The following is a 25,862-nucleotide window of genomic DNA, read 5'->3' as shown; positions in this document are numbered from 1 at the left end:
GCGTGGCTGTCAGGGGGTGTGGTGCGTGAGGTCGTACAGCGCCCGGTACATCGGTGCGTAGAGCAGCCGGACGATGGCCGGCTCAGCCGGATCGAGCGGGGTGTGCGGCATGGGCGCGTCGCCGAAATACGGGGCCAGGACGTCGCGGAGGCCCGACAGCAGCCCGTCGCTCAGGGGTGGGCCGGCGGGGGTGCTGCTGCCGGGCGCGAGCAGCCGTGCTGTGTGTGGCGCGAAGCGCGCGTCGACGAAGACCACCCGTGCCGGCACACCACCCCGCACCAGGCGGCCGATCACCTGCCACACCGTCACCAGCTGGTCCCAGGCGAACGCCCGCTTCTCGTCGTCGGACAGGCGAGAGTAGATGTAGCGCCGCGAGAGCAGACGGCGCCACTCGGCCCGTGCGGCATGCCGGAAGGAGAGCGCCGCCGCGTCCAGGTCGGGCGCGGCCCTGACCAGGTCGGCGAATGTGCCGAAGCGCAGGCCGGGGTGGTTGCGCACGAAACGGCTGGCCCAGTCGTTGATGGCGAACACCGCCAGCGACAGGTCGTCGGGCCGCGGGTGCGGGCGAGCCAGGAAGAGAGCGGTGCCGAACGCCGCGTTGCGTCGCGAGTTGAGGATGTTGTGGCCGCGCTCCACCGCCATCAGCGGAGCCACCAGAACCTCGGCCGTCAGATCCTCGGCGAAGGAGGCCAGATCACCGCGCCGCAGCGCTGTGGCCGTCTTGTCGTCGCTGCTTCCGTTCGCGCGAGACGTGTACTGCAACTCGGCGTCGTCGGCGGCCAGGACCCTCACCCGTCCGCGCCAGCGATCCATCCCGTGCAGGACGTCGGCGACGGTCCGAGCCTCCGCGTAGCTGCCGACCAGGAGCAGGGCGCGGCGTCGGCCCTCGTCGTCGACTTTGGCCAGCTCTTGTTCCAGAGGGCTGGCGCCACCGGCTCGCCCCGGTGAGCCGAGCCGGGTGGCGAGCGCTCGCGCGGCGGCGGGACGCACCTTCGGGTCTGTACCCGACAGGCTCATCGGCCGCCCTTCCGCGTCGTACATGAACCGGGTGGTGAAGACCGTCCGGCTGACTGCCTTGAGGGATCGGGAGGACGGCTTGAGCACAGCACCGACGGGGGCGGTGATGTGCGCGCGGGTGGAGGTACCGGCCCAACTCGTACCGGACATCAACAGCACCTGCGGGCCTGACCTGCCGCGGCCTGGATCGGCACCCAGATCGGGCAGGGCCTGAAGCAGTTCCCGGCCGACCCCTGCACAGCGGAAGAAGCGCAGAGTGCCGCTGCACCGGCCGTCGGCATCACGCTCGCGGTCGTCGGGCAGGTACTGGAAGCCGAGCACGTTGCCCATGGGGGCCTCGGGCACCAGCGGCGCGTAGTCCAGAGGAGGCCTGCGCGACAGCTCGTTGCCCGTGGAGTCCAGGTGCAGAGCGGCCTCCACATGCGGCCACAGGAACACCAGACGGTCCAACCGGTGGTGCAGAACGCTCAAGGCGAGCAGGAACTCCAGCCGGCGGGCTGTGATGTCCAGGGACTCCTCGTCCATCCCGACGGAGGGGGTATCCGCGAGCAGCGTGCGCAGACAGCCCAGCACTCTGGTCCGTGTATCGCGTCCGGACAGGGTGTGCAGCACGTCCTGCGCCAGCCGAGTGAGTTCGTCGGTGGCGTCGCCGTACGGCCCGCGCCCGCCGAGCGGATCGTCGCGGAACGCGTCGAAGATCGCTGTCAGTACTTCGCGCTGCTTGTCCTCGAAGGGGCTGCTCGTGCCTTTCGGTGCGTTCGCCTCGCCTTCCAGGTCCTCCTCGTACGCCTCGTACACCTCCGCTTCGTCGGCTGCTCCGTCCGGCAGACCGGTCGCGGCCGCAGGCGTGAACCAGCCGACGAGCAGCTTCTCCTGGAGGGTCCAGGGGCTGAAGTACTCGATGTCCGCCCACTCCCGCAGGTCCTTGTGTGAGATGAGCAGCGTGCAGACCCGGTCCGCGGCCGTGTGCGCCGTCGACAGCGCGGTCGCCCAGCGCTCGATGTCCTGGTCCGTGAGCGGGAGCCGACCCTGCCTCGACAGCTCCTGGATGCGGTGGGACTGCAGCTGGTCCAGCCAGGACTCCAGAGTGGGGGAGACGAGAGCCGCCGAGGGCGCGAACTGGCTGTCAAGGTTCATCTGCACCGAGTCGGCCTCGTCGACGATAACGATGTCGCTGCGCAGGCAGGCGAGTTCGAGATGGCGCAGCCGCTCGGCCCCGAGGTGACGTGGTACGGCGGACTGAACCAGGCTCGCGGGGTTCGCCACCCAGATGGCGGCCTCCACCAGTTCACGGGCGGCCCGATGACGCGGGCACGCGTACCAGGCGGGGCAGCCGTGCGGCTCACCCTTGAGCTGGGGGGTTCCTTGCTCCTCTCGCGGGTCGCCCGGCCGGTACGGAGCGAGCGGGGCGCCGTCGGGTACGTCCGCGGCCTTGGCCCGCTCCGGATAGAGAGAGGTGCAGGGTGCGTCGGCGAACCGCAGGGGGCGGGCTGCCTCCGTGCCCCGTAGTGCGTCGAGGACGCACACCGTGCTCAGGTCGTCGAAACCTGGATCGTCGTGGTCGAGAAGGTTCGTCAGCCCGCGGGAGGCAAGCCTGCGGTGCAGCCGCGTCACGTGGGTTTCCCGCGTGGTCAGACCGAGCACCGGGGCCGCCGACAGGCCCAGGTCGCGCAGCAGCGCGGTCAGCCTGAGCTGTTCGGCCACATCGCCCACGACCAGCGTCGTGCGCAACACCGGGTCCTGGCGCGCCGCCCATACCGCTACCAGCGTCATCAGTGTCGACTTGCCCGCCCCCACCATGCCGACCAGGTGGAGCAGCCCGTCGAGGAGCAGCGGCCCCTCAACGGCGAAGTCCTTGTCGCTGCCGTCACGCGGATGCAGGTGGACCTCGGCGAGGCGTGCCTCCCAGTGACCGGGGTTCATCACCTCGTTCGAGTGTTCGGTGGCGTCCATCCAGCGAGCGGTATCCACCAGTTCGGCGCGCGAGATCTCCAGTGGTTCGCCCGTGCCCGCGCGTGGGGCCTCTGGGCGGTGACCGTCGACGGGGGGCGTGGTCAGCCATGTGGGAATTGTGACCGAAGCGGGGCGCCGGCGCTCGACGAACGTGGACCGGCCCGACGGGGCGAGTGGCAGCGCTGCCACGGCCAGAGGCGGCAGGGCGGACAAGGCGTTGTCGTAGACCGCGAACCGGTCCGCCGCGACCACGGGTTCCCGTGCCAGTGCCGGGGCGTGCGGCGACTCGACGCGATATCCCCTGAGCCGATCGGGCAGCTGCTCGTACGTGTCCAACGCCTGGTGCCAGGCGCGTCCTCGGCGCAGGGGCCACAACAGGTGGCGTGCGGCCGCGAGCATGACCGCGCCGTCGCCCGAGTCTCCGACGAGTCCGCGCGCCCGCGCGAACGGATACCCTCCTAGCAAGACGTATGCGGACTTCGCCGGCTCCTCCGGGGCGAGCCGTTCCAGGAGCCGCAAGGCGAGCTCCACCTGGCACAGCAATACGGGTTTCGCCTCTGTGCCACGGGCCCGCACCTCGTTCCACAGGCGTCCCAGTTCCTGGCTGACCGGGCGGTGCCAGCTGTCGCGGTCACGCACGCCTTTGCTCCTTTCCGCTTCCGGTGCGCAGCGACGTGAGTCTCCGGCGGGCGCGGGCCACCAGGTCCGTGTCCGTGACGAGCCGGAGGTCGTGTGCCGCAGGTGGCCGGTTGCGTTCGAATGTCTCGATGTACCCGTGGCGATGGTCCACGCGTTCCTGCGGCACCACCCAGAAGGCCTCGTCATAGCGGGGCTCCCTCGGCACCGTCCGCGCCGCACGTCCCAGGAAGGCCGGGTGGGCCCAGTCCTTGACGTCGACGGCCCACACCCAGCCGTCCGGGAACGTCACATGGATGTCGTACGCGTCGAAGGCGGGCCACATGCGCACCCTCAGCCCGAGTGCGGCCAGGTGCCCCTCCAATGCGACCTCCGCCAGCCCCGGCCCAGTGACGAACACACGCAGCGGCCTCTCCAGTTGGAGCAGTCCGGCCGCCTCCTCCGCAGGGACGAGACGACGGATGAGGGGCTCCCCGTGCAGTCGGCAGCGGTCCCGCTCGCACCACCACCCCCCCTCCCGCAGAGGGGTCAGCAGGCTGCCGCACCGGCCGCACACCGCGCATCGGCCGTCGCGTCGGTAACTGTCCGGGACGGGCTGGTAGATCACGGCCAGCAGCTCACGCACCGGATCGAGTACGTGGTCCAACGCAAGCTCGCACTCCTCGGCCGCCGTGAGGACCGGATGCTCCACCAGCAGTCTGCGGAATTCGGTGTAGGCGGCCTCCTCGCCGTACTCGCGGCACAGCCGCAGCGCCGCGCTCACGACCACGCGGTCGCGCAGGGCGAGGGCGCTGTCACCGCACCGGTCGGCCCACTCATGGCACAACTGGGTCGGGCGTCGGGAGACGGGGTCCAGCAGCAGGTCGTGGGGGCCCACCACGTCCCGCGGGAGGTCGACAGGCCAGTCGGCGACGGGACGCTCCCGGCACCAGACCAGCAGCTCCGCGAGGCCGGACGGCGCGGCCGCTCCGCGCTCCAGGCAGGCTAGGACCGTGCGGTCCAGCGCTCGCTGGACTTCGGGCGGATACGGCAGACAGAAGGCGTCCAGGCCCGTCACCTGGTCGAGTACGGTCAGTGCTGTCGCGACCGTCCGCAGCAGTGGTATGCCCCGGTGCGCACCCCAGTCGGACACAGAGGGCGGGTCGGGCGTCTCGTTCGCCGGCGGCCGTGTCATTCGGTGTCCGGCGAGGAGGCGTCAGGGCAGCAGGAGCGGACCTCGCACTCGGCGCAGTGCCGGCCTGGGCGTGCGGGGTAGGTTTCGTCGGAAACCCAGGATGCGGCGAGTTCCGCCACCACCCGACGCGCCTCGTCCAGGGTCCCGGGATCCGCCGGGTCCACCTCGCCGTACCAAGGGCCCTGCCCGTGCAGCACCTCCAGGTCGATCCGGCAGCGGCGGGGGTCGCTCTCCAGCGCGCCGGCCTCGATCATCAGGACGGCGACGGCGAGTTGCGGATAGCTCTGCAGCAGACTCGCCCCCTCCCAGGGGCGCCGGGAGGCAGTCTTGGTCTCGTGCCACACCCAGCCGCCTCCCTGGGCGTACAGAAGATCGGGATCGGCGATCAGGACGACATCCAGCTCCGGATCGTGGACCGTGAGCCGGGGCTGCACGCGTACGCGTGCACCAGCGGGCAGCGACCTGAGCGGACAGCAGCTCTGATGTTCGGCCAGCATGCTCAGTGCCTGAGCCTCGGCGTCGGCCGACAGGCCGGGCAGGGCCGAAGGAAGCGGCGCGTGGAAGCAACTGCCGTGCACATGTTGCTCGTTCAGCCAGGTGTCGACCGCTCGTCCCCGCCGGATCGCCTCACTCTCCTCGGCATCAGGCTTGAGGCGCAGTGTCCGGGTGAGGTGGTAGCGCGCCGGACATACGGCGTGGACACGCAGGTCGGTCGTGGACAGCGAGCGCCGCTTCCGGAAGTGGCGGGGAGCCGGCACGCCCAGGATGCCGGGTGCGCGGATCACCGCCGTACACCCTGTCAGCGCTTCGCACCGCACGCACGACGAGCCGGGGCGGGTGCTCCTGGAGTCCACCGCACGGCCCAGGACCTCCCGAGCACGGTCGGCGTAGGCCTGTTCGGCCTGTTCGGCCGACATGTCCTCGAGGATGCCGTGGCTGCCGTCACCGCAGCCGAAACCTACGACCCGGACCTGGCGGGGGAGTCGAGGCGCATCCGCCAGAGGGCGGTGAATGTCCCCGAACGCCGACTGCACCGGCACTCCGCGGGCGAGGACACAAGCTGCCTCCGCCTTCTCGGCCTCGCTCCGGTCGGTGCGCAGGGTGTTTACGGACAGCAGCCACAGTTCGCGCTCCGAGCCGTCCTCGGACGCGTAGCGCCGGCCCCATGCGGTGCGCTCGTAGCGCCTGGCGCCGCGCTCGTCGGCCTGGTCACGCTTGGCGATGACCGACCACTGGTGCTTCACGGGCCGAGTGGCAGGGCGCCCCTCGACCCGGCGAGCGGCCTCGTACTGCTCCCGCATCTGAAGGTAACGGCCCACTGCTTCTGCCGCCCACCGCTGGTGCGCGGGCAGGCACCTGCGATCGCGGGCCAGACGCGCGAGTGCTTCCCGAACGGAGAGCCCTTCGAACTCGATCGCATCGAGCGTCGCCATGACCGGGCCCAGAGCGAAGTCCTCAACTGGCTTGCGGCGCGCGCGGGATTGCTTCTGCCGAACCAGTGGCCTGGCCCTGAGGGCGTTCCCCAAGGGGCAGTCGCCCGGGTCGTCGCGCAATAGCGGAAGAGAGGTCCGGATGAGGCGGATGTCCCCATCGGTGTCGGCCGGAACGGTGAACGGCTTCACGGCTGTTGTTGTTCCTCTCTGCTCCGGGGCGTCGTGAGCGGTGTGACGCTGAACAGGACAGCAGGCATCTGTGAACTAAGTCAAGCAAGTTAGGTATATTCGCCTGTGAACCATTACGGTGGGTCACGCTTGGAACGCCGAGGAGGAGGTGCCCGGTGCGGGTAGGGGAAGTGGTCGCCGACCGCTACAGAGTGCAGGCCGTTGTCGAGCGCGGAGGTATGGGTGCCATCTGGCTCGGCGCTGACCTGACCACCGGAGCTCGTGTGGCGATCAAGGTCCTGCGCCTGGATGCCTACGCGCGTGAGGACTTCGCTCCTGCTGAGTGGAATCGCAGGCTGCAGGAGCTCGTCCGCCGATTCGAGCGAGAGGGCCGGATCCTCGCGGATCTCGACCATCCGTCCATCCCGCGGCTCCTCCATCACGGGCGCCGCGGAGGCGAGCCCTGCTTGGTGATGGAGTACGTGGACGGCGTCAGCCTTCGCGAACTGCTCCTGCGCCACCGGCCCCTTCCGGTCGCGGCAGCCGCATCCATCGCCCATCCGGTGGCCGAAGGGCTGTCACATGCGCATGCCCGCGGAGTCGTCCACCGTGACCTCAAGCCTGGGAACATCCTGGTCAGCCGGGTTGACGGCGCGGTGAAACTAGTCGACTTCGGTATTGCCCATCTGACCGACCCTGAGGCCACCCGGTACACCGTCCTAGGGGCCACACCTGGAAGCGTCGGCTACATGGCGCCGGAGCAGATCCGTGGTGCTCGGGACATCACGCCGTCGGCGGACCTGTATGCCTTCGGATGCGTTCTGTTCGAGTTGCTGACAGGGGCGCGGCCGTTCGAGGACCTTCCCGACCGCAGCAGGGACATCCGGCACCTCGAGGACGCTCCACCGCCCCCATGCCTGCTCAACCCCTGTGTACCGCCGGCTTTGGACGCCCTCGTCAGCGCGCTGCTGGAGAAGGGGCCCGCGAACCGACCGGAGAGCGCGGACGTGATCGCCGATGTGCTGAGCCGCCATCTGCCCCGCCCTGGCGACCCGGCTCCTGAACCGCTGATGGACCCCGACCCCACCGCGCGATTCCGCCTCCCGGAAGGTGTCGCTCGTCCGTCCACCGCATCACCGCAACCCGGTGCCATCACTCCGCCCCGTGCAGGTTCACGCGGTCGCGGTCGCGATGGCTGGCTCAACCGTGAGGATGTACGACGCCAGCTCGACGAGGCAGGTCGGGAGCTCGATGCGCAACGGCCGGCGGACGCTTGCCGGCGACTTCCTGCCCTGCTCGTGCGCGCCGAAGCCGAGTGGGGAGTTGGTGATCCCCTGGTGGTTCAGACGCGGTGGCTCTGTACGGAACTCGATCGGCTTCGTGGGGGAACGGGCTGAGACGACATGACGAGACCGAATGACCGGATCAGGTCAGGTAGCGCAGATGTGATCGAGGACTGTGCTGCCGGAGCGTCGTGCCAGAGATAGCGCGGTCCGTCTACTTCGTCGACAATCGCCCGGCGAACAGCAGTTCCCCGAGCGCCTGCCGAAGCTCCCTACCCGAGGCGCGCAGGTCGTCCAGGTGCCGGTCGAAGTCAGAGATCCGTCGGTGCACATCCCCCAGCCGCTGTTGCTCATGCAGCGGTAGCCGTGGAACGCGCAGCTTCCGTACATCGACGCGGGAGCTTGTGGACGAGTGTGTTCCCGCTTGCCGGGCGTTGGCGGCACTGTGCAGACACCCGGCCAGGAACCATGGATCAAGGAGAGCGGGGTTGGCTCGGATGGCCACCATGTGCGGTCCGAGGACGGCCGGGGCGGCGGTTTCCACCTGCACGTCAAAGGCGCGTGCCAATGCCGAAACGACCACATCTCCGTTCGCGGTCACGGTGAGCGAGTCGTCCTCGCGGCCCTGCCGTACCAGCTGTGCAGGCACCCACAGACGCGGGACGTCGACGAAATGACGGCCCACCAGGACCGGGATTCCGCCCTCTGGGCTGTCCCCGCGCAGGAGCGATGCTTCCGGCAGGGCCTGGCCGGCCTTCAAGGTGAGGGCGTCGGCAAGTTCGAGCTCGCCGATGTCGGCCCAGGCCTGGTCCCGTTCGTCCGAGACAGCAAGGGTCGACAGGAAGTCGAATGCTTCGCTCACGTCGCCGAGCAGGCGGCCGAAACCAGTCCATCCATGCTTCAGATCGGCCGCGGTGGTCGCGGTGTCATCCGGCACGTGCCGGGCCGGAGTGAGATCCACTTCGCCGTCCAGGAGTTCGACGACGGGCACTCGTACAACCCCCGCTACGTCCTCACCCCGTAGCGCTCGCCGTACGGCATCGGTCAGCGCGTCCCAGGGAACACCGCCTCCCGGAACGGTGGGGAGGTCTCGGGCCGCATCCACCAAGACGACCCGCGGGTCACTGGCATCGGAATCCGCAGAGGTTGCGGAACGAAGTACCCACACGTGCAGGCCGACTCCGAACGGGGCGGTTGTTCCCGGCGGAAGAGCTACGACCGCTCGGAGCACGCCGTTCTGCAGCAGAGCAGTACGGATCCGCCGACCGGCCCGGCGTGATGCGACTGCCGGCGGCAGCAGTACAACGCCCACACCGTCGGGGGAGAGCGCGGAGATGATGTGCTGTACCCAGGCCAGTTCGGACTCAGTCCGTGGCGGCTGCCCGTACACCCAGCGAGCATCGGTGGCGAGCTCCGCATCGCCCCAGTCCCGCTCGTTCCACGGCGGATTGGAGAGCACCATGTCCGCCTGGGCGGTGGGGAACTCATTGGACCGCAGTGAGTCTCCCCATGCGATACGGATGTCGGGCTGGTTGGTTCGAGAGGCGGTGGCCAGAGCCAACCGGGCTCTGGTCAAAGCGGCGAGCACCGCGTCATTGTCCTGACCGAGGACGACTGCGGGGCTGCCGCCGTCCGTGGCGTCCCCCAGAGCGGCCAGGAGCAGCATGCCGGTACCACAGGCAGGATCGAATACTGACCGCGGGACTGATGCGCCCCGCACCGTGACCGCGACAGTGTGCATGAGGCGAGCCAGCGGTTCCGGGGTAGCTGCCACCTGCCGCACGTGGGTGCGTAGCCACCGCTCCAGCAGCTGCTCGAAAACACCCTCGAGAGCTTGCGCATCGGCGGTGTCCAAGGTTCGTTTCAACAGGTCGGACGCTGCCTGGTTCAAGGGGGGAAGGCCCTCTTCCCTGGCCGGACCCGCGCCGGACAGACGTAGGCCGATGCGAGCCACCAGTGCTCCCATGGCCTCCCGTGAACCCAGTGCCTCGTACTCGGGCCACAGCAGGTCAAGGGGTTGTGGCTCCTCGGGCAGTCTGCCCTCGGCGCTCAGCCATTCGCGTACCTCGGGCAGAGAGAACTGGGGGCGGGCATCGGTGCCTGCGACCGGGAGCGGAAAGGTCGGGTGGCGCCGCCGCCAGTTGCTCACAGCCGCCCGTCCCACCCCGGCCAGGCGTGCGATCTCGGCCAGGGTCACCAAGACGGGGGGTGCTTCCTGGTGTGCGGGCATGGCCCCCTCCGGATCCGGTGACGTTACGGACTGACTGCGGTGGCCCAGGGTAGTGTGCGCCAACGAACGCTATCCTATATGTTTACTCAGTTTACATGTGGCCATGTCGTCGCGATCGCTGGTGAGGCCGCGGGCGGTGTTGTGGAGCCGGAAGAACGACGACGGTGGATCTTCAGCCGTAGCGCTCCTTGATCGCGGGCACTCGGTGAGCGTTCCACGAGCCGGGAGCGTTGAGTAGACGGTTGTCAGGTTGCCAGTGGCGGCGACGAACCCCTCGGATCGCCATTGGCGGAGATCTTGCCGTGCACGTCGGAGCGGGATCACGGCGGGTGATGCTCCTTGCCGCCATCCAGTACCCGCTGTTCAAGGCCGTTCTCGCCCGCGTCGAGGAGCTGTAGCCGGACCCGGCCGTCATCGAGGGGCTGCCGGAGCCATGGGCTCCGACCGCCCGATCACGTGAGGGAGGGGCGTGGCCGCGGTCAGTTCGCGCGGACCGTCACGTCGCCGATCTTCGTCCGGGCATTGACGCTCGCGCCGGAGGATGAGTCCTGGTCCACTGTCACCTTCCGGTTGCCGATCTTGGTCTCGGCGTTCACGGCGAACGGACCGGCGGTCATCGGGAGACGCAGCTCCACGTCACCGGTCTTGGAGACGGCTGTCAGCCTCTCGAACGCGTCGATGTCCTCGACCAGTACGTCACCCAGCTCGGTCGTGGCCTCGGCGGTGCCGAACTTCACGTCCTTGAGCGTGAGAGCGCCGTTCTTGCTGACGGCCACGAGGTGGTCCCCGGCGATGCGTTCCAGGCGGACGCTTCCGATCCGCGTACGACCTTCGACCGAGGCCTGCACGCCTTGCACCGAGACGTCGCCCAACCGTGTCTCGGCCCTGATCCGGGTGCCGACCGGCACCGTCAGGCGATAGTCCGACGCGCACTGGCCCATGCCCTCACCACAGCGGGTTGTCACGCGCAGAGTGTCCTTGTCCTGCTTGATGGTCTCGTCGGGTGAGCGCAGCGATTTGGTCAGCTTCTTGTACAGCTCCGGCTTCTCCTCCTGCCCGACCACATCGACCTCGATATCACCGCTGTCGATGGAAAGTTCTATCTTCCGCACCGAAGGCCTGATCGCGGCAGAACTCGACTCCGTGGCGGTGACCAGGAACAACAGTAAGTACCATGCGGCTCCACCGACCACGGTGACGCCGGTCAGGATCGCGAGGGTACGAATGACGCGACGCAGCACGGAGCGTTTGTGGCGGCGTGACTGGGGCGGGCCCGAGCGGGCCGAGGCAAGGGTGTCGTACATCTCTGGCTCCGGTTTCGGTGGTCGCAGGTCGGCGCGGGTGCCCGTAAGAGGCTCACGGAAGCGGGTCGGTCAGGGAGTCGAGGTACTGCAGTACCGCTCGTACGCGACGATTCCCCTCGTCGTCGGGCAGCAGGCCGAGCTTGGTGAAGATGGCACGAATGTGCTTCTCGACAGCCCGCTCGGTGATGAACAGACGGCCGGCGAGGCCGCTGTTACTGAGACCTTCGGCCATGAGCCCGAGCACCTCCCGTTCGCGCGGGGTGAGTACTGCCAGACCGTTGTCCTTCTTCTGGTGACTTGCCAAGATCTGGCTGACCACCTCGGAGTCCAGGGCGGTGCTGCCGTCGGCGACACGGTGCAAGGTGGCCACGAACTCGTCCACGTCGGCCACGCGGTCCTTGAGGAGATACCCGATGCCGGCACTGCCGTGCGCGAGGAGTTTGGAGGCGTAGCGGGCTTCCACGTACTGGGACAGGACGAGGATGGGACGGGCCGGGTCCGAGGCCCGGATCGTCAGAGCGGCACGTAACCCTTCGTCGGTGTGGGTGGGCGGCATCCGGACGTCCACCACACACAGATCCGGGTCCAGGTCAGTGACCAGGGCGAGCAACTCGTCAGTATTTCCTGCCTGCCCGACGACGTCGATGTCCTCGTCGGCGAGGAGCTTGGCGAGACCGGTGCGCAACAGGACGGAGTCCTCCGCGATGATGACGCGCAACATGTTCGCTATGCCCTCCAGGGAAGGGTGACATCGACGGCGGTCGGGCCGCCGAACGGACTGGTCAGCGTGAGATGGCCGTCCACCGCACGGATCCGGTCACGCAGCCCGCGGATCCCTGAACCCCGGTCGGGGTCGGCGCCGCCGATGCCGTCGTCGCTGACTGTGAGCCGTAACAGTTCGTCCTCCCGGAAGACCTTCACGGACGCCCCGTCCGCCCTTGCGTGCTTGGTGATATTGGTGAGCAACTCGGAGACCACGTAATAGGCGACCGCTTCGGCCCGGGGGAGGGGCGCTCGGTCAAACGCACCATGAGCTCGACAGGGACAGGGCACCGGGCCGCCACCGCCGCGAGAGCGGGTGCCAGGCCCTGCTCGGTGAGGATGGACGGGTGCAGACCACGAGTGACATCACGCAACTCCTGCATGGCGGCCTTGACCTCCTCGTGCGCGGTCACCAGCAAGTGTCGCGCCTTGTCCGGGTCCCGATCGAACCGGGACTTGGCCCTGCCCAGGCTCATCGCGACCGACAGTAGCCGCTGCTGTGCACCGTCGTGAAGATCGCGCTCGATGCGCTGCCGCTCCTGCTCGGCGGCATCGACCATGCGCGAGCGGCTGTCCTCCAGGTCCAGCGTCCGCCGGACAAGGTGGTCGACCTGGTTGGGGCCGAGCATGCGGATGGCCAGGTCGGACTCTGCGCGGGCCAACGGCCGCCCGAGCCACAGCCCGGCAACCAGCAGGACCAACCCGGTGAGCGCAGAGGACGTCGAGCCCCACAGGGTGCCGATGCCGGCGTCGAGGAGCGCGGCTCCGTCGGGCAGCAGCAGAGCGGACAGCGGCAGCAGGGTGAGCATCACGCCTGCCGCGAGCACCGTCAGCATCAGCCCGCCGGCGCCGAGGGCCCACATCAACATCACGCTGGTGTGCGTCAGCTCACGCCAGGCGCGACGGCTGAAGAGCCGCCCCAGGCGGTCCTTCCAGCCCTTGCTGGGCGCAGTGACCGGCATGTCGATGTCCAAGTCCGCAGGAGGTAGAGCCGTTGCCGGTCCAGCCGGGAGATCCAGCCGGCCGTCATCATTGCCAGAGGCAGCAGCGGAAGACCGATCAACAGGAGCGGGGTCAGGGTCACGCCTGTCAGGAGCAGCACGAGGGGTACGCAGTACAGCGGCGACATGGCCAGCGTGGTCAGCAGCTGAAGGAGGTCATCGCGTACGTCCCGCGTGAGCAGGCGCCGAGCGGCGCGGTACGCTGCCCGGATCCTCGGTGGTCTCCGCCTCATAACACTTCCCGGTCTCGGCTCGTCGTATGAGGATCCTAGGTTCGCGGCTTGGGCGGTTCCGAGCGTGCAGACGTGTCCTTCGACGGTAGTGCCAGCACTACTTCCGAAGAGGTGATCGCACGCCCGACAGTGACGTACACCGCTGCATAGCGTCACGGTTCAACCCCTACGAGGAGCCTTGACCGTGTCCTTCACCGAAGAAAAGCACGCAGCGCGCCAGCGCCCCGGGTCCTCGGACGTGGCGCCGCCACCGCGTGGACTCGTGGAGAGAACAGCTGCTTGGAGCATGGCCCATCGCAAGCTGACCCTGCTGTTGTGGATCGCGGTCGTGATTCTGGCGTACGCGGCGAGCACGGTGACCGGAGTCCGCGAGCAGGAGGACGCCGACGGCCTCACCGGACAGTCCGCGGTCGCCGAACGGATGTTGGACAACGCGGACTTCGCGGACGACGGCATCGAGCGCGTGATGATCCAGGCGCGCAGCGGCAAACTCTCCGCCGCCACTGCCGACGACGTGGTCGCCTCTCTGCGCGCCCGGTACAAGACTGTGAACGCGGTCGCCGACGTCAGTGAACCGGTGACCTCTGAAGACGGCCGCAGCGTTCTGCTGCCGGTCACCCTCGACCTGGGCACCGGAGACGAGAAGAAGAAGCCCAAGAATGTCGTCGGTCCCATGCTGAAGGCGACCGAGGCGGAGCAGCGGGCCCATACCGGCCTCCGCATCGAACAGCTCGGCAAGGGCTCCATCACCAAGGAGTTGAGCCAGAAGCTCAACGCCGATTTCCAGCGCGCGGAGTTCATCAGCGTCCCGGTGACACTGCTCATCCTGCTGGTCGCGTTCGGCGCACTGCTCGCGGCGGGACTGCCGGTGCTACTCGGCATCACCTCGGTCGTCTTCGCACTCGGCCTGGCGGGCGTGACCTCGCTGCTCGTGCCCGTGGATGCCAATCAAGCCAGTCTGATCCTGTTGATGGGTCTCGCGGTCGGAGTTGACTACTCACTCTTCTACATCCGGCGACAGCGCGAAGAACGGGCGCTCGGGAAATCCCCCGCCGCGGCCCTGCGTATCGCCGCAGCTACCTCGGGGAGGGCCGTCCTGGTCTCCGGCCTGACGGTGGCATTCGCCATGGCCGGCATGTTCCTCTCCGGAAACATGCTGTTCTACTCGCTCGCCCTGGGCACCGTCCTGGTGGTCCTGGTGGCTGTGCTCGGCTCTCTCACGGTGCTTCCGGCCGCGCTCGCGGGCCTCGGCGACAAGATCGACCGACCTCGGATCCCCCTGCTTCGGCGGCGCACCGTCGTACGCGGTGAGAGCCGACTGTGGGCCGCCGTGTTGCGTCCCGTGCTCAAGGCACCGGGAGTGTCACTGCTGATCGGCGTGGCCATGCTGGCTCTGGCCGCACCCGCGCTCGGAATGAAGCTGAAGATGCCCGGTGACGAGGACCTGCCGCGCTCGTATGCGGTCATGCAGACCTACGACCGGCTGGTGGAGGCGTTCCCGACCGAGGGAACGGCGCATACCGTGGCGGTCGAGGCCGACAAGGGGCGATCCGGCGAGGTTGCCCGGCTGCTGACGGCCATCCACGACGACGCCATGGCGACCGGACAGTTTGCACAGTCAGCGAAGCCAGACATCGCGCTGTCGAGGGACGGCACGGTTTCCCGGCTTGAACTGCACGTAAAGGGGGACGCGGGTGGATCGGAGGCGAAGCAGACGCTGCAACTGCTGCGCAACGACCTGGCGCCGAAGACTTTGAAAGGAGCCGACGTCGACAAATGGGCAGTCGGGGGCAAGACAGCCTTCTCGACGGACTTTTCCGACACACTGCAGGACCGTCTGCCTCTGGTGTTCGGATTCGTCACCCTGCTCTGCCTCGGCGTCATGCTGCTCGCCTTCCGCTCTGTGACCCTGGCTCTGCTGACGGCCGTGCTCAACGTGCTTTCCGTAGCGGCGGCCTATGGAGTACTCGTCCTGGTCTTCCAGGGCGAGTGGGCCGAAAGCCTGCTGGGGTTTGACTCAAATGGAGCGGTGGTTTCCTGGCTCCCGCTGATTCTGTTCGTAGTCCTTTACGGGCTGTCGATGGACTATCACATCTTCGTTCTGAGCAGGGTGCGCGAGGGGGTCGGACTGGGAGGCTCCACACATGCGGCCGTTCGGCACGGCATCCTTACGTCCGCGGGCGTGGTCACCACAGCCGCTGTGATCATGGTTGCCGTCTTCGCGGTCTTCGCGACGCTGTCGACCTTGGACATGAAGCAGCTGGGTGTGGGACTTGCCGTCGCCATCCTCCTCGACGCCACCTTGATCCGCGGTGTGCTGCTGCCCGCAGCCCTTGTCCTGCTGGGCAAGAGGGCCTGGCCCAAGTCGAGATCTGTGCGGCAGGACCCGGCCGTCTCCCATGGGTGATCAGCTCCCGCGGGGAGAGCAGGGGCGCCCTCTCTTCCCTGCGTCTGGCGCTCGATGCCTGACGCCCGACGCCTGACGAGGGCCGGCGGTGGCGACCGCCGCCGGACCGGACGATGCCCGCACGGAACAGGGTTCTGCGCGGGCATCGGCATACGGCGAGGTGCCGTACGCGTTGCCGTACGCGCTGGGGCTCGTGCTCGGCAAGGACGCCAGGACCGCACCTCGGCAAGGCCCGGTCGCATGAGCGAACGGGTTCAAACTGGAGCCGGCCCGCCGGCCCGCCGGCCCGCCTGCTGACGTGCTCGCTCTCATGCTTCCGTCGTTGCCGGAAGGATCTGGACCGGGCGGCCCGGGGGGCGGGTGCGGCGGCGCCACTCGCGGGGGTAGCCCAGGGAGACTTCCTGGTGGGGGATGCCGTCGACGTGGATCAGGCGGGGGATGTGGAGGTGGCCGTAGACGACGGTGGTGGCGCGGAAGCGGCGGGGCCAGTCGGCGGTGGCCTCGGTGCCGCACCACAGGGAGAACTCCGGGTGCCACAGCGGCTCGGTGGGTTGGCGGACGACGGGGAAGTGGTTGACCAGGACCGTGGGCAGGTCCTCGGGAATCGCGGCGAGCCTGGCTTCGGTGGTTTCCAGGCGGGCCCGGCACCACGCCTCCCTGGTCGGGTAAGGGTCCGGGTGGAGGAGGAACTCGTCGGTGCAGATGACCCCCGCTTCCTCGGCCAGCGTCAGGGCCGCTTCTTTGGTGGGGGCGCCCGGTGGGCGGAAGGTGTAGTCGTACAGGACGAACAGCGGGGCGATCACGGCCGGGCCGCCGGCTCCCTCCCAGACCGGGTAGGGGTCCTCGGGTGTGACGACGCCCAACTCCCGGCAGATTTCCACCAGGTGGTCATAACGGTGGGCGCCGCGAAGCTGTACGGGGTCGTTGGGCGGGGTCCACAGCTCGTGGTTGCCGGGGGCCCACACCACCTTGGCGAAGCGGTCGCTGAGTACGGTCAGCGCCCAGCGGATGTCGGCGACGTGCTCGCCGACGTCGCCGGCCACCAGCAGCCAGTCCGCCTCGGAGGAGGGGCGGAGCTTTTCGACGATGGCGCGGTTTTCCTCGTACCGGACGTGCAGGTCGCTGATGGCCATCAGCCTGCCGGGCGCCGAACCGCTCCCGGAGGCGTGGGCCGCGGCGTTCTCGGCGGCGCGTGGGGTCTGCATGCCTTGACGGTAGGTCAGGTGGGTGGGGTGGGGGTATCGGGGGTGTCGGAGGTGGGGGATGGGGCGCCGTCGCGTCGGATGCGGGTGGCCAGCCAGAGGTCGAAGCGGTCGTCGGGGTTCTCCAGGCGGCGTCCGGTGAGGGCCATCGCCTTGTCCAGGCGGTTGCGTACGGTGTGCCGGTGTACGCCCAGGCGCCGGCTGGTGGCGTCCCACGCACCGCCGGTCTCCAGCCATGCCGCCAGGGTCGTCAGCAGTTCCTCGCCGTTGTCCACCAGGTCCAGGGCGCCGAGTACGGCGTCGGCGTAGCCGTGCAGGGTGCGGCGGTCGCCGAGGCCGAGGAGGAGCCTGCTGGCGTCGCTCGGCCGGGCCTCCACCGGCTCTCCGCTCGCCCGGCTCACCCCGAGCAAGCCGGCGGCCTGGCGTATCGAGATCCGTACGGACCCGGGTGCGGTCGGCGCACCGATGCCCGCCGGGCAGCCGGGGGCGAAACGGCCCAGTACTTCCCGGATGTCCAGGCTCTCGCCGACCACCGCTTCGATGGTCACCGCTTCGGTGGTCACGGCTTCGGTGGCCGCGCCGTCCGTCACCCGCACCAGTCCGCCCGGGAGCGCCAGCGCGAGGTCGGCGGCGATCTCCCGCGCCTGGGAGTCGGCGGGGGGCCCGGGAGCCGTGGTCCGGCCGGGAGCCGCGGTCCGGCCGGAGGCGTGGGCGGCTGCCTTCGGTGTGGTGGTCCGCTGTGCGCGTGTGCCGTTCGTCGGGGCGTCGTGGGACGGTGCGTCCGGGTGGGTGGACGGTACTTCGACCACGACGCCGCGTACCCGCTCCTCCAGCAGGCCGGCGGACGCCAGGATGTCCTGGGCCCGGCCCGGTGCGCCCTCCTGATCCGCCAGGAGCTGGGAGAGCAGCTCGGACCTGCGGCGCCGTTCCGGCTCGTCCATCAGGTGACGGCGTTCGAGTTCCAGGGAGAGCAGCGCGACCAGGCCGGGGACCACGGACCGGGCCGCCGCGTCCGGCCGGCCGGTCAGCAGGAGCAGGCCGCGCAGCCGGCGGGCGCCGAGCGGCTGGACCTCCAGCGGCTTGCCGCCGGCCGTACTGGAGGCGCTGCCGCGCAGCCCGTGGGCGGCCACCCGTTCGAGGAGGTCGCGCGCTTCGGCCGGCGGCGGCGTGAGGTCGGGGCCGCCCGCGGCCAGCAGCCGGCCCAGCGGGTCCAGGACCGCCGCGCCGACCCCGGTGGCCGCCGTCCACTCCTCCAGCGTGGGCCGCAGCCCGCCGTCCGTGGCGGCGGCGGTCAGCCGGCGCTGGGTGGCGAAGGCCCGGTGCAGTACGGCGCGCCGCTCCTCGGCCCGCGCGTCGAAGACGGCCTTGGTGACGGCGATGAACGGCACCCCGTCCGGCACGGTCAGCAGCGGCAGACCCGCCTCGCGTGCGGCGCTCACCAGCGGCTCGGGCACCTCCTGGTACGGCAGTCCCTGGCCGAGCCCCAGCGCCAGGCAGGCGGCCTCGGCCCCGGTCACGTCCTGTACGTACGCCCGGCAGGCCGCGGGCTCCATCGGCAGCAACAGGCCGATGGTCATCAGGAGTTCACCGCCCTGGAGCCACTTCCCCGGACGCGTCAGGTCCGAGACGGCCGCCGCCTCCACCGGACGGTCCAGGAGACCGGCCGGGACGTCGTAGGCGACCGACAGATTCAGCTCGGGGCGGTCCAGGAGATCGGCGATACGCAGCGGCATGGGAACAGTGTCCGTCATGGGGGCCGACAGGGTGTCCATCCCGCCCGCGCCGGGTGGACGGACTGGCCATCGCCTCTGCCGGGGGCGGGGCGAGTGAGGGCGCGGGATGGACGCGGGTCTTTTGGGGTGTTTTCCTTCGCTTAAGGACGGGGAGGCGAAAGGAGAACATTCCTCCGAAACATTCCTCGTACGGAGCGTACGGAGCGTACGGCTCGTGCGGACGTGCAGCCGCGCGGAACGTGCAGACCGTGCGGAACGTGGAGAACGACGGAAAGGACGTGAACGGCATGCAGGTGGCGTTTCTCGTGGCACCGGAAGGCGTCGAGCAGGTCGAGCTGACCGAGCCGTGGCAGGCGGTGATCGGCGCGGGCGGTACGCCCAAGCTGATCTCCACTGACTCCGGACGGGTGCAGGCGTTCAACCATCTGGACAAGGCCGACACCTTCCCCGTCGACCAGACGGTCGAACAGGCATCGGTCGGCGACTTCGACGGCCTGGTCCTGCCCGGCGGGGTGGCCAACCCGGACGCGCTGCGGATGGACGAGAAGGCCGTACGGTTCGTACGGGGCTTCTTCGACGCGGGCAAGCCGGTGGCGGCCATCTGCCACGCGCCGTGGACCCTGATTGAGGCCGATGTCGTACGCGGCCGGATGCTGACGTCCTGGCCCAGCCTGCGGACGGATGTGCGCAACGCGGGCGGCGAATGGGTGGACGAGCAGGTGAAGATCTGCAACCACGGCCCGAACACGCTGATCACCAGCCGTAAGCCGGACGACCTCAAGGCGTTCTGCGAGGCGTTCGTGGCGGAGTTCTCGGGCTGAGGGCTGAAGGCTGAGGGCCGGTGACCGAGGGCCGGTGACCGAGGGCCGAGGGCCGAGGGCCGATGGCCGTGGGCTGAGGGCCGAGCCCGTCACCGGCTCAGCACTCGCCGGCGTCGTGCACCAGCAGTGCGATCTGCACCCGGTTGTTCAGGTCCAGCTTGGTCAGGACGCGTGAGACATGCGTCTTGACCGTGGGCACGGACAGATACAGCTCCGCGGCGATCTCCGCATTCGACCTGCCCCGGCCCACGGCCACCGCGACCTCCCGCTCCCGCTCGCCGAGCACGGCCAGCCGCTCGCGGGCGCGGGCCGCCCGCGCGTCCTGCCCCGCGCCGCCCGACACCTGCGCGATGAGCTGCTGCGTGACGGCCGGTGACAGTACGGGCTCGCCGGCCGCCACCTTCCGTACCGCCGTGACGAACTCCCGCGGCGGGGTGTCCTTCAGTACGAACCCGGCCGCACCCGCCCGCAGGGCCCGCAGCACGTGCTCGTCGGTGTTGAAGGTGGTCAGCACGATGACCTCGGGCGGCTCGGGGCTCCGCCGCAGCGCCTCGGTGGCGGCCAGCCCGTCCGTCCCCGGCATCCGGATGTCCATCAGGACGACGTCGGGGGCGTGGGCCGCGACGAGAGGGGCGACCTCGCTGCCGTCGGCGGCCTCCGCCACCACCTCGATGTCGGGTGCCCCGCCGAGCATCAGGCGCAGACCGGCCCGTACGAGTGGGTCGTCGTCGACGAGCAGGACACGGATCACCGGTACGGGCTCGTTCCGCGGGGGCTCGTTCAACGGCAAGGCGGCCTCACAGGTTCACGGGTTCACAGGCTGGCAGGTTCATAGGTTTGCAGGGTCACAGGTTTGCACGGGCACACGTCCACGGTGGGCGATCGCGGGGGGCCGGGGTCAAGGCTGAGGCGGGGCTCCGTCATCCGCCCGGCGCTCCGCGGTCCGCGGGCCAGGGTAGCCAGGCCGCCAGCCGGAAGTCCGGCCCGGCCCGGCCGTGCTCCAGCCGCCCGCCGGCCAGCTCCGCGCGTTCGGCCAGCCCGATCAGCCCCTGCCCGGCTCCGGGAATGTCCGTGTCCCCGGCACCGGAGGGCAGGGCGTTGCGCACCTCCACGTCCAGCCCCTCGCCCGGGCGGCCGGAGATCCGTACCCGCACCGGGGCGTCCGGGGCGTGCTTGCGGGCGTTGGTCAGCCCTTCCTGGACGATCCGGTAGGCCGTACGTCCCAGATCCTCGGGCACCGCTTCCCCGGCGGCCCGCTCCGGGGGCTCGTAAGCGATCACGGCCCCGGCCTCCCGTGACTCCTCCACGAGCCGCGGTACGTCCCGCAGCGTCGGCTGCGGACGCCCGTCCTGGACCGGGGCCCGCAGCACACCGATCACCTCGCGCAGATCCTGGAGCGCCCGGTGCGCGCTCTCGCGGATCACCCCCGCCGCGCGCTCGATCTCGGCGGCCGGGGCCGAGGGGTGGTACTCCAGCGCCCCGGCGTGCACGCTCAGCAGCGACAGCCGGTGCGCGAGCACGTCGTGCATCTCACGGGCGATCTCCTCGCGCACCCGCTGCCGGGCCCGCTCCGCGCGCAGTGCCGCCTCCGCCTCGGCCCGCTCCGCCCGCTCCCGCAGCGAGGCGATGAGCTGTTGCCGTGCGCGCCGGAACAGCCCCCACCCCAGGGCCCCGGCCATCAGCGCGAAGTAGGTGAGCGCCCGGCCGGCGCGCTCCTGGTCGTACTCCGGCAGCTCGGCGAAGAAGAGGGGCAGCGGGGCGAAGGCGAGGGCGGCGACCCAGGCCGTGGTGCGCCACGGGCGGCGGGCGGCGACGGTGAAGACGGCGACCAGGGCCGGGCCGGTCAGGTAGTGCGCAAACGTTCCGCCCAGCAGCAGGACGACGGCGATCTGGACCGGCCGGCGCCGGCGCAGGAACACCGAGGCGCAGGCGAGGCCGCCCGCCACCTGGTCGGCGATCTGCCAGGCGGGGCTCAGCTCGGTCCCGGGCAGCGATTGGGAGCTGATCGCGGCGAAGGACGCCGCGAAGAGGAACAGACCGATGTCGGTGGCCCAGTCGCGGCGGGTGCGGTGGATGCGGTGGAAGCGGCGCATATTCGACGAATGTACGGCCGCGGGGTGTCACCGGGGGCGCCCGGCGGGCCGGACCGGTACTTGTCGCCACCGGTCCGATACTTTGGGACGACCGCCGGCCCGGACATCGGCGACTTCGGTCGCGGCCCCGGCTCCCGTCGGCCGATGTGCCGCCCGGACCGCGGCTTCTAGCGTCGGAGCATGACATCACCTGTGAAGAGCCTGCTGAGGATCATCAGCTTCGTTCTGGTCGTCGGAGGGATCGGCGGCCTGCTGCACGAGTGGTTCGGCTGGGTCCGTCTGTTCGGCTTCCTGCACCATCTCGTCGCCGACGGGTACGAGGTCTACAGCTACATCGTGATGATCGTGCTGGGCGTCGCGGTGGGCGCGGCCGGGAATGCCGTGGACCGCGCCCGTCCATGACGCTCGCGCGGGGGCGGGGCCCCGTCGGCGGCCCCCTCACCGGTCCCGGAGCACGGCCACCGACGCGGGCGGCAGGCTCAGTGTCCAACCGTCGTTCCCGGAAGGCGTACGGCCGTCACCCGAAGCCGTCTGGCCGCCGCCGTCACCGGAAGCCGCACCGCCGCCGTCGTTCCCGGAAGCCGTACGACCGCCGCCGTCGCCGGAAACCGCGGAGTCCGCCGAGCGGATCTTTGGCCGGCTGTCCTTCCCCCGGTCCCCCGGCAGGGGCTCGCAGAACTCCGCCAGCACCTCCACGCCCCCGGACCGAGCGGAATGCCGGCCGCCCGTTCCCCGCTGAGGTTGACCGCAACCCGCACCGGCCCCCGGCGCAGCACCAGCCACCGTGCGTCCTCGTCGTAGCGGACCTGAGTGCGGGTCAGGTCCGGGTCGGTCAGCGCGGGATGGGCGCGGCGCAGTGCGATCAGGGTGCGGTGCCAGTCCAGGAGCCCGGCGTGCGGCGCGCGCCCTCGCTCCTCCCAGTCCAGGCAGGAGCGGTCGCGGGTGGCCGGGTCCTGCGGGTCGGGGATGTCCTCGGGGGGCCAGCCGTGGGCGGCGAACTCACGCCGCCGCCCGTTGCGTACGGCCTCGGCCAGCTCCGGATCCGTATGGTCGGTGAAGAACTGCCAGGGCGTGCCGGCGCCCCACTCCTCGCCCATGAACAGCATGGGGGTGAAGGGCGAGCACAGCACCAGGGCCGCGGCGCAGGCGAGCAGGCCGGGGGACAGGTGCTGGGCGAGCCGGTCGCCGAGCGCGCGGTTGCCGACCTGGTCGTGGGTCTGGGCGTAGGCCAGCAGCCGGTGGGCGGGGGTGGTGCGCCGGTCCAGTGGGCTGCCGTGGGCCCGGCCGCGGAAGCTGGAGTGGCTGCCGTCGTGGAAGAACCCGCCGGTCAGCGTCTTGGCCAGGGCAGCCATCGGGGCACGGGCGAAGTCGGCGTAATAGCCCTGCGATTCGCCGGTCAGCGCGGTGTGCAGGGCGTGGTGGAAGTCGTCGTTCCACTGGGCGTGCACGCCGTGGCCGCCGGCCTCGCGGACCGTGGTGGTCCTCGGGTCGTTCATGTCGGACTCGGCGATCAGGAACAGCGGGCGCCGCAGATGGGCGGCGAGCGCGTCCACGGCGGTGGACAGCTCGGCCAGGAAGTGCCGGGCCCGGGTGTCGCGCAGGGCGTGTACGGCGTCCAGGCGCAGCCCGTCGATCCGGTGGTCGCGCAGCCAGGAGAGCGCACTGCCGATGAGGTACGCGCGTACCTCGTCCGACCCGGGCGCGTCGAGGTTGACCGCGGCGCCCCAGGGGGTGTGGTGGGTGTCGGTGAAGTACGGCCCGTACGCCGGGAGATGGTTGCCGGAGGGGCCCAGGTGGTTGTGCACCACGTCCAGCACCACCCCCAGGCCGTGGCCGTGCGCCGCGTCCACGAAGCGCTTGAGCCCGTCCGGCCCCCGTACGGCTCGTGGACGGCCCACAGGCAGACGCCCTCGTAACCCCAGCCGTGCGTCCCGGGGAAGGGGCACACCGGCATCAGGGAGATGTGGGTGATCCCCAGGTCGGCGAGGTGGGGGAGGCGGGCCACAGCGGAGTCGAACGTGCCCGCCGGGGTGTACGTACCGATGTGCAGCTCGTAGAGGACGGCGCCCGGCAGCGGGCGGCCGGGCCAGTCGTGCCGCCAGGGGAAGCGCGTGTGGTCCACGACCGCGCTCGGCCCGTCCGGGCCGAGCGGCTGGCGGGCCGAGCGCGGGTCGGGCAGCAGCGGGCCGCCGTCGAGGCGGAAGCCGTAGTGGTCGCCGTGCCGGGCCGGTGCCTGGGCACGCCACCAGCCCGCGCGGGCCGGGTCGCGCTCCATGGGGACCGCGGGGCCCTCCCGCAGCGCGTCGCTCCACGCGCCGTCGCCTGTTTCTTCCGGCGCGCCCGACCCGGCCGGGGCCGCCGGGGCCGCCCAATGGAGCGCGATCCGTTCGGCGCTCGGCGCCCACACCTCGAACAGCACGACTGCCTCCTTCGTCCGGCGTCCACGGCACCGGACGGCCCGTCAGAACCTGCCGGGACCCGCCCGGCGCCGTCCGGCCATCCGCCCTCGTCCTCGTCCTCGTCCTCAGACGAAGAAAGCACGCTCCTGCGTCACGGGGTAGCCCGACCTGGCGAAGGCCGCCGCCATTGGGACGTTGTGTTGGTCCGTATCGGCGAGGATCGTCTCGGCTCCGTGGGCGGCGAGGTGGCGGGTGCAGTCCATGAGCAGGTCGTAGCCGTAGCCGTGGCCGCGCTGCTCGCGGACCACACCGATGAAGCCGATGACCGGCGAGCGCGGGTTGCGCGCGGGGATGTGCAGCCCGACGGCCTCCCGCCGCGCCCGCCGGCGGGGCCGGTGCCCTTCGTGTACGCCACCCGCCACCAGTCGCGCGGCGAGTCGTACCAGTGGAAGATCTCCAGCTCCTCCCGGGCGGCCTGCTCCACGCCACCCGAGGCGATGGCCTGACGGGCGTGCGCGTCCAGCGAACCGGTCTCGATCCGGCGCAGCAGGTCCAGGATCACCGCGTCGTCCGGCTCGGGGCGGAAGTCCAGCCGCCCGGGGTCCTCGGGAACACCGCAGCGTGGCGTCCAGGTGTAGTGGAACCGCTCGACCAGCGGGCGCAGGCCGGCCGCGAGCGCCGCGTCACGACGTGCTTCGGCGGCGGCCCGTACCTCCGTCCGGTCGCGCCAGCCGGGCGGCAGCAACTGGATGTACTCCGCGTGCAGCGGCGCCCTGCGCAGCAGTCCGGCCGCGGCGTCCGCCTCACCCTCGGCGAAGTCCAGCCAGTCCAGGGCCAGCGGCCGTTCGTCGCGCGGCCCGGCCCACCAGGCGGCCCGGGCCACCACCGTACGGCCGCGCAGCGCCACCCGCCCAGTCGGGGCGGTAGAGCCCGCCCTGCGCGAAGGTCGCCCAGCGGCGGGTGAAGGCACCGTGGCCGACCAGGGCGGCCGTGGGGTCGTGGAGTTCGTGGAAGAGATGCGCGTCGCTCTCGGTGAGCGCGCGGAAGACCAGCTCGGTCATGGGGTCCTTCCGGGAAGGTGAGGCGCTCCCGGCCGGACGGTTCAGACGGCAGGTGCCCGGTGGACGGGGCGGGAGCGCGCGTACGGGGTCGCGGCGACCACGGTCGTGAAGGCCACAGTCGTGAAGACCACGGTCGCGAACGTCGTGAACACAGCTCTTCGCCTCCTTCCTCTGCTCCGGGCATGCCGGACCTTAGCGGAGCGGGCGGCGCGGCACCACGGAATTCCGGCGTCGCGGAGGGTGCGTACGTACGGGTTCCGGCGCCGCCCCGGCAGCGGTGCGCAGGCCACGGCGGGTGCCTCTTCTGGACACAAAGCCGCGTGCGCCGGACAATCACCGGCATGACATCGCTTCAGTTCCCGGCGCGGCCGGCCCGCCCGTCGGAGGCCGACCGGGAACGTGCCCTGGAGCTGCTGCGCGAGGGCGCGGCCCAGGGCCGGCTGTCCCAGGACACCTTCCTGCGCCGTCTGGAGCTCGTGCTCACCGCCCGGCACCGCGACGAACTGACCGCGGCCACCGGCGACCTGGAGTCCCGGGGGCGCTTCCAGAGTGCCGTGCTGCGGACCGTGGGCAAGGTGTCGGCGTTCAACATCATGGTGCGCAGGGCGTGGCGCGCGGAGCGGCTGCCGAAGCTGCTGCTGCCCTCGCCCGGCCCGTTCCCGCTGGTCATAGGGCGGGCGCCGGGCGCGGGCCTGCGCCTGAACCACGACACCGTCTCCCGCATCCACGCCGAGCTGCGCAGCACCGGCGAGAGCTGGCTGCTGCGCGACCTCGGCTCCACGAACGGGACGTGCGTCAACGGCCGCCGGGTCATCGGCGAGGTGACCGTCCGCCCCGGCGACCACGTCACGTTCGGCCGCGTGGACTACCTCCTGACGCAGGGGTAGGTCCTTACGCGGGGACAGGACCCGGACCCGTAGGCGGGTCCGGCCGGCAGCCCCCCGGGGGCTGC

At 70.5% G+C, this 25,862-nt stretch carries 17 protein-coding genes and 2 pseudogenes; 5 read left to right on the top strand and 14 right to left on the bottom strand.

The genetic code is table 11. The features are described from left to right. Window positions 1–9 precede the first annotated feature (9 nt). Genes KGS77_RS07200 through KGS77_RS07190 form a run of 3 tightly spaced genes read right to left on the bottom strand, consistent with a single transcriptional unit; the run spans window position 10 to window position 6,213 of the window. Complete coding sequence (locus tag KGS77_RS07200; RefSeq protein WP_242579562.1) at window positions 10–3,609, bottom strand: hypothetical protein; 3,600 nt, start codon at window positions 3,607–3,609, stop codon at window positions 10–12. After that, window positions 3,602–4,780, bottom strand: a complete 1,179-nt coding sequence (locus KGS77_RS07195) for a hypothetical protein (RefSeq protein WP_242579560.1) — start codon at window positions 4,778–4,780, stop codon at window positions 3,602–3,604. The genes KGS77_RS07200 and KGS77_RS07195 overlap by 8 nt, the downstream gene beginning before the upstream one ends. Next, window positions 4,777–6,213 (bottom strand): PD-(D/E)XK nuclease family protein, encoded by a 1,437-nt coding sequence (locus KGS77_RS07190; RefSeq protein WP_242579558.1) that lies wholly within the window; start codon window positions 6,211–6,213, stop codon window positions 4,777–4,779. The genes KGS77_RS07195 and KGS77_RS07190 overlap by 4 nt, the downstream gene beginning before the upstream one ends. 344 nt (window positions 6,214–6,557) lie before the next feature. On the opposite strand from KGS77_RS07190, the gene KGS77_RS07185 reads away from it, so the two are divergent. Next, a complete protein-coding gene (locus KGS77_RS07185) occupies window positions 6,558–7,778 on the top strand; it encodes a serine/threonine-protein kinase (RefSeq protein WP_347404449.1) in 1,221 nt (406 codons plus the stop codon). Between the two features lie 100 nt (window positions 7,779–7,878). Here the strand turns inward: KGS77_RS07185 and KGS77_RS07180 are convergent, their stop codons facing one another. The 5 genes from KGS77_RS07180 to KGS77_RS07160 all read right to left on the bottom strand — a co-directional run bounded on the left by KGS77_RS07180 (window position 7,879) and on the right by KGS77_RS07160 (window position 12,934). Beyond that, a complete protein-coding gene (locus KGS77_RS07180) occupies window positions 7,879–9,861 on the bottom strand; it encodes an N-6 DNA methylase (protein ID WP_242587334.1) in 1,983 nt (660 codons plus the stop codon). A gap of 512 nt (window positions 9,862–10,373) precedes the next feature. Continuing rightward, window positions 10,374–11,198, bottom strand: coding sequence for a DUF4097 family beta strand repeat-containing protein (locus tag KGS77_RS07175; RefSeq protein WP_242579556.1), 825 nt, complete (start codon window positions 11,196–11,198; stop codon window positions 10,374–10,376). A gap of 52 nt (window positions 11,199–11,250) precedes the next feature. After that, window positions 11,251–11,919 (bottom strand): response regulator transcription factor, encoded by a 669-nt coding sequence (locus KGS77_RS07170; protein WP_242579554.1) that lies wholly within the window; start codon window positions 11,917–11,919, stop codon window positions 11,251–11,253. Window positions 11,920–11,924: 5 nt separating this feature from the next. After that, window positions 11,925–12,176 carry an ATP-binding protein gene (locus KGS77_RS07165; protein WP_347404448.1) on the bottom strand — a complete coding sequence of 84 codons (252 nt, stop codon included), beginning with the start codon at window positions 12,174–12,176 and terminating at the stop codon, window positions 11,925–11,927. Beyond that, window positions 12,116–12,934 (bottom strand): histidine kinase, encoded by an 819-nt coding sequence (locus KGS77_RS07160; RefSeq protein WP_242579550.1) that lies wholly within the window; start codon window positions 12,932–12,934, stop codon window positions 12,116–12,118. Before KGS77_RS07160 ends, KGS77_RS07165 begins: the two co-directional genes overlap by 61 nt. Before the next feature lie 444 nt (window positions 12,935–13,378). Between KGS77_RS07160 and KGS77_RS07155 the strand changes: the two genes are divergently transcribed. Next, window positions 13,379–15,601 carry an MMPL family transporter gene (locus tag KGS77_RS07155; RefSeq protein ID WP_242579548.1) on the top strand — a complete coding sequence of 741 codons (2,223 nt, stop codon included), beginning with the start codon at window positions 13,379–13,381 and terminating at the stop codon, window positions 15,599–15,601. Window positions 15,602–15,909: 308 nt separating this feature from the next. Here the strand turns inward: KGS77_RS07155 and KGS77_RS07150 are convergent, their stop codons facing one another. Together KGS77_RS07150 and KGS77_RS07145 are read right to left on the bottom strand one after the other, a co-directional pair. Beyond that, a complete protein-coding gene (locus KGS77_RS07150) occupies window positions 15,910–16,734 on the bottom strand; it encodes a metallophosphoesterase (RefSeq protein WP_242587333.1) in 825 nt (274 codons plus the stop codon). Window positions 16,735–16,820: 86 nt separating this feature from the next. Beyond that, complete coding sequence (locus KGS77_RS07145; RefSeq protein ID WP_242587332.1) at window positions 16,821–18,536, bottom strand: PucR family transcriptional regulator; 1,716 nt, start codon at window positions 18,534–18,536, stop codon at window positions 16,821–16,823. A gap of 287 nt (window positions 18,537–18,823) precedes the next feature. On the opposite strand from KGS77_RS07145, the gene KGS77_RS07140 reads away from it, so the two are divergent. After that, complete coding sequence (locus KGS77_RS07140; protein ID WP_242587331.1) at window positions 18,824–19,357, top strand: type 1 glutamine amidotransferase domain-containing protein; 534 nt, start codon at window positions 18,824–18,826, stop codon at window positions 19,355–19,357. 97 nt (window positions 19,358–19,454) lie between these two features. Here the strand turns inward: KGS77_RS07140 and KGS77_RS07135 are convergent, their stop codons facing one another. Then, the gene (locus KGS77_RS07135; RefSeq protein WP_277994197.1) at window positions 19,455–20,108 is read right to left on the bottom strand and encodes a response regulator transcription factor; all 654 of its coding nucleotides are present in this window, start codon (window positions 20,106–20,108) and stop codon (window positions 19,455–19,457) included. Between the two features lie 169 nt (window positions 20,109–20,277). After that, complete coding sequence (locus tag KGS77_RS07130) at window positions 20,278–21,450, bottom strand: histidine kinase (RefSeq protein ID WP_242579544.1); 1,173 nt, start codon at window positions 21,448–21,450, stop codon at window positions 20,278–20,280. 180 nt (window positions 21,451–21,630) lie between these two features. Between KGS77_RS07130 and KGS77_RS07125 the strand changes: the two genes are divergently transcribed. Further along, complete coding sequence (locus KGS77_RS07125) at window positions 21,631–21,852, top strand: hypothetical protein (protein ID WP_242579543.1); 222 nt, start codon at window positions 21,631–21,633, stop codon at window positions 21,850–21,852. 77 nt (window positions 21,853–21,929) lie between these two features. Here the strand turns inward: KGS77_RS07125 and treZ are convergent. Next, a pseudogene (treZ, locus tag KGS77_RS07120) lies at window positions 21,930–23,749 on the bottom strand (malto-oligosyltrehalose trehalohydrolase). 225 nt (window positions 23,750–23,974) lie between these two features. Then, window positions 23,975–24,910, bottom strand: a pseudogene (locus KGS77_RS07115) (GNAT family N-acetyltransferase). A 341-nt stretch (window positions 24,911–25,251) separates the two neighbouring features. Between KGS77_RS07115 and KGS77_RS07110 the strand changes: the two are divergent. Further along, complete coding sequence (locus tag KGS77_RS07110; protein ID WP_242579542.1) at window positions 25,252–25,797, top strand: DUF1707 and FHA domain-containing protein; 546 nt, start codon at window positions 25,252–25,254, stop codon at window positions 25,795–25,797. Window positions 25,798–25,862: the final 65 nt, after the last annotated feature.

Source organism: Streptomyces sp. MST-110588 (genome assembly GCF_022695595.1).
Lineage (GTDB): Bacteria > Actinomycetota > Actinomycetes > Streptomycetales > Streptomycetaceae > Streptomyces.
Note: the sequence above shows the minus strand (reverse complement) of the source record. Positions and strands in the feature narration are given on the sequence as shown.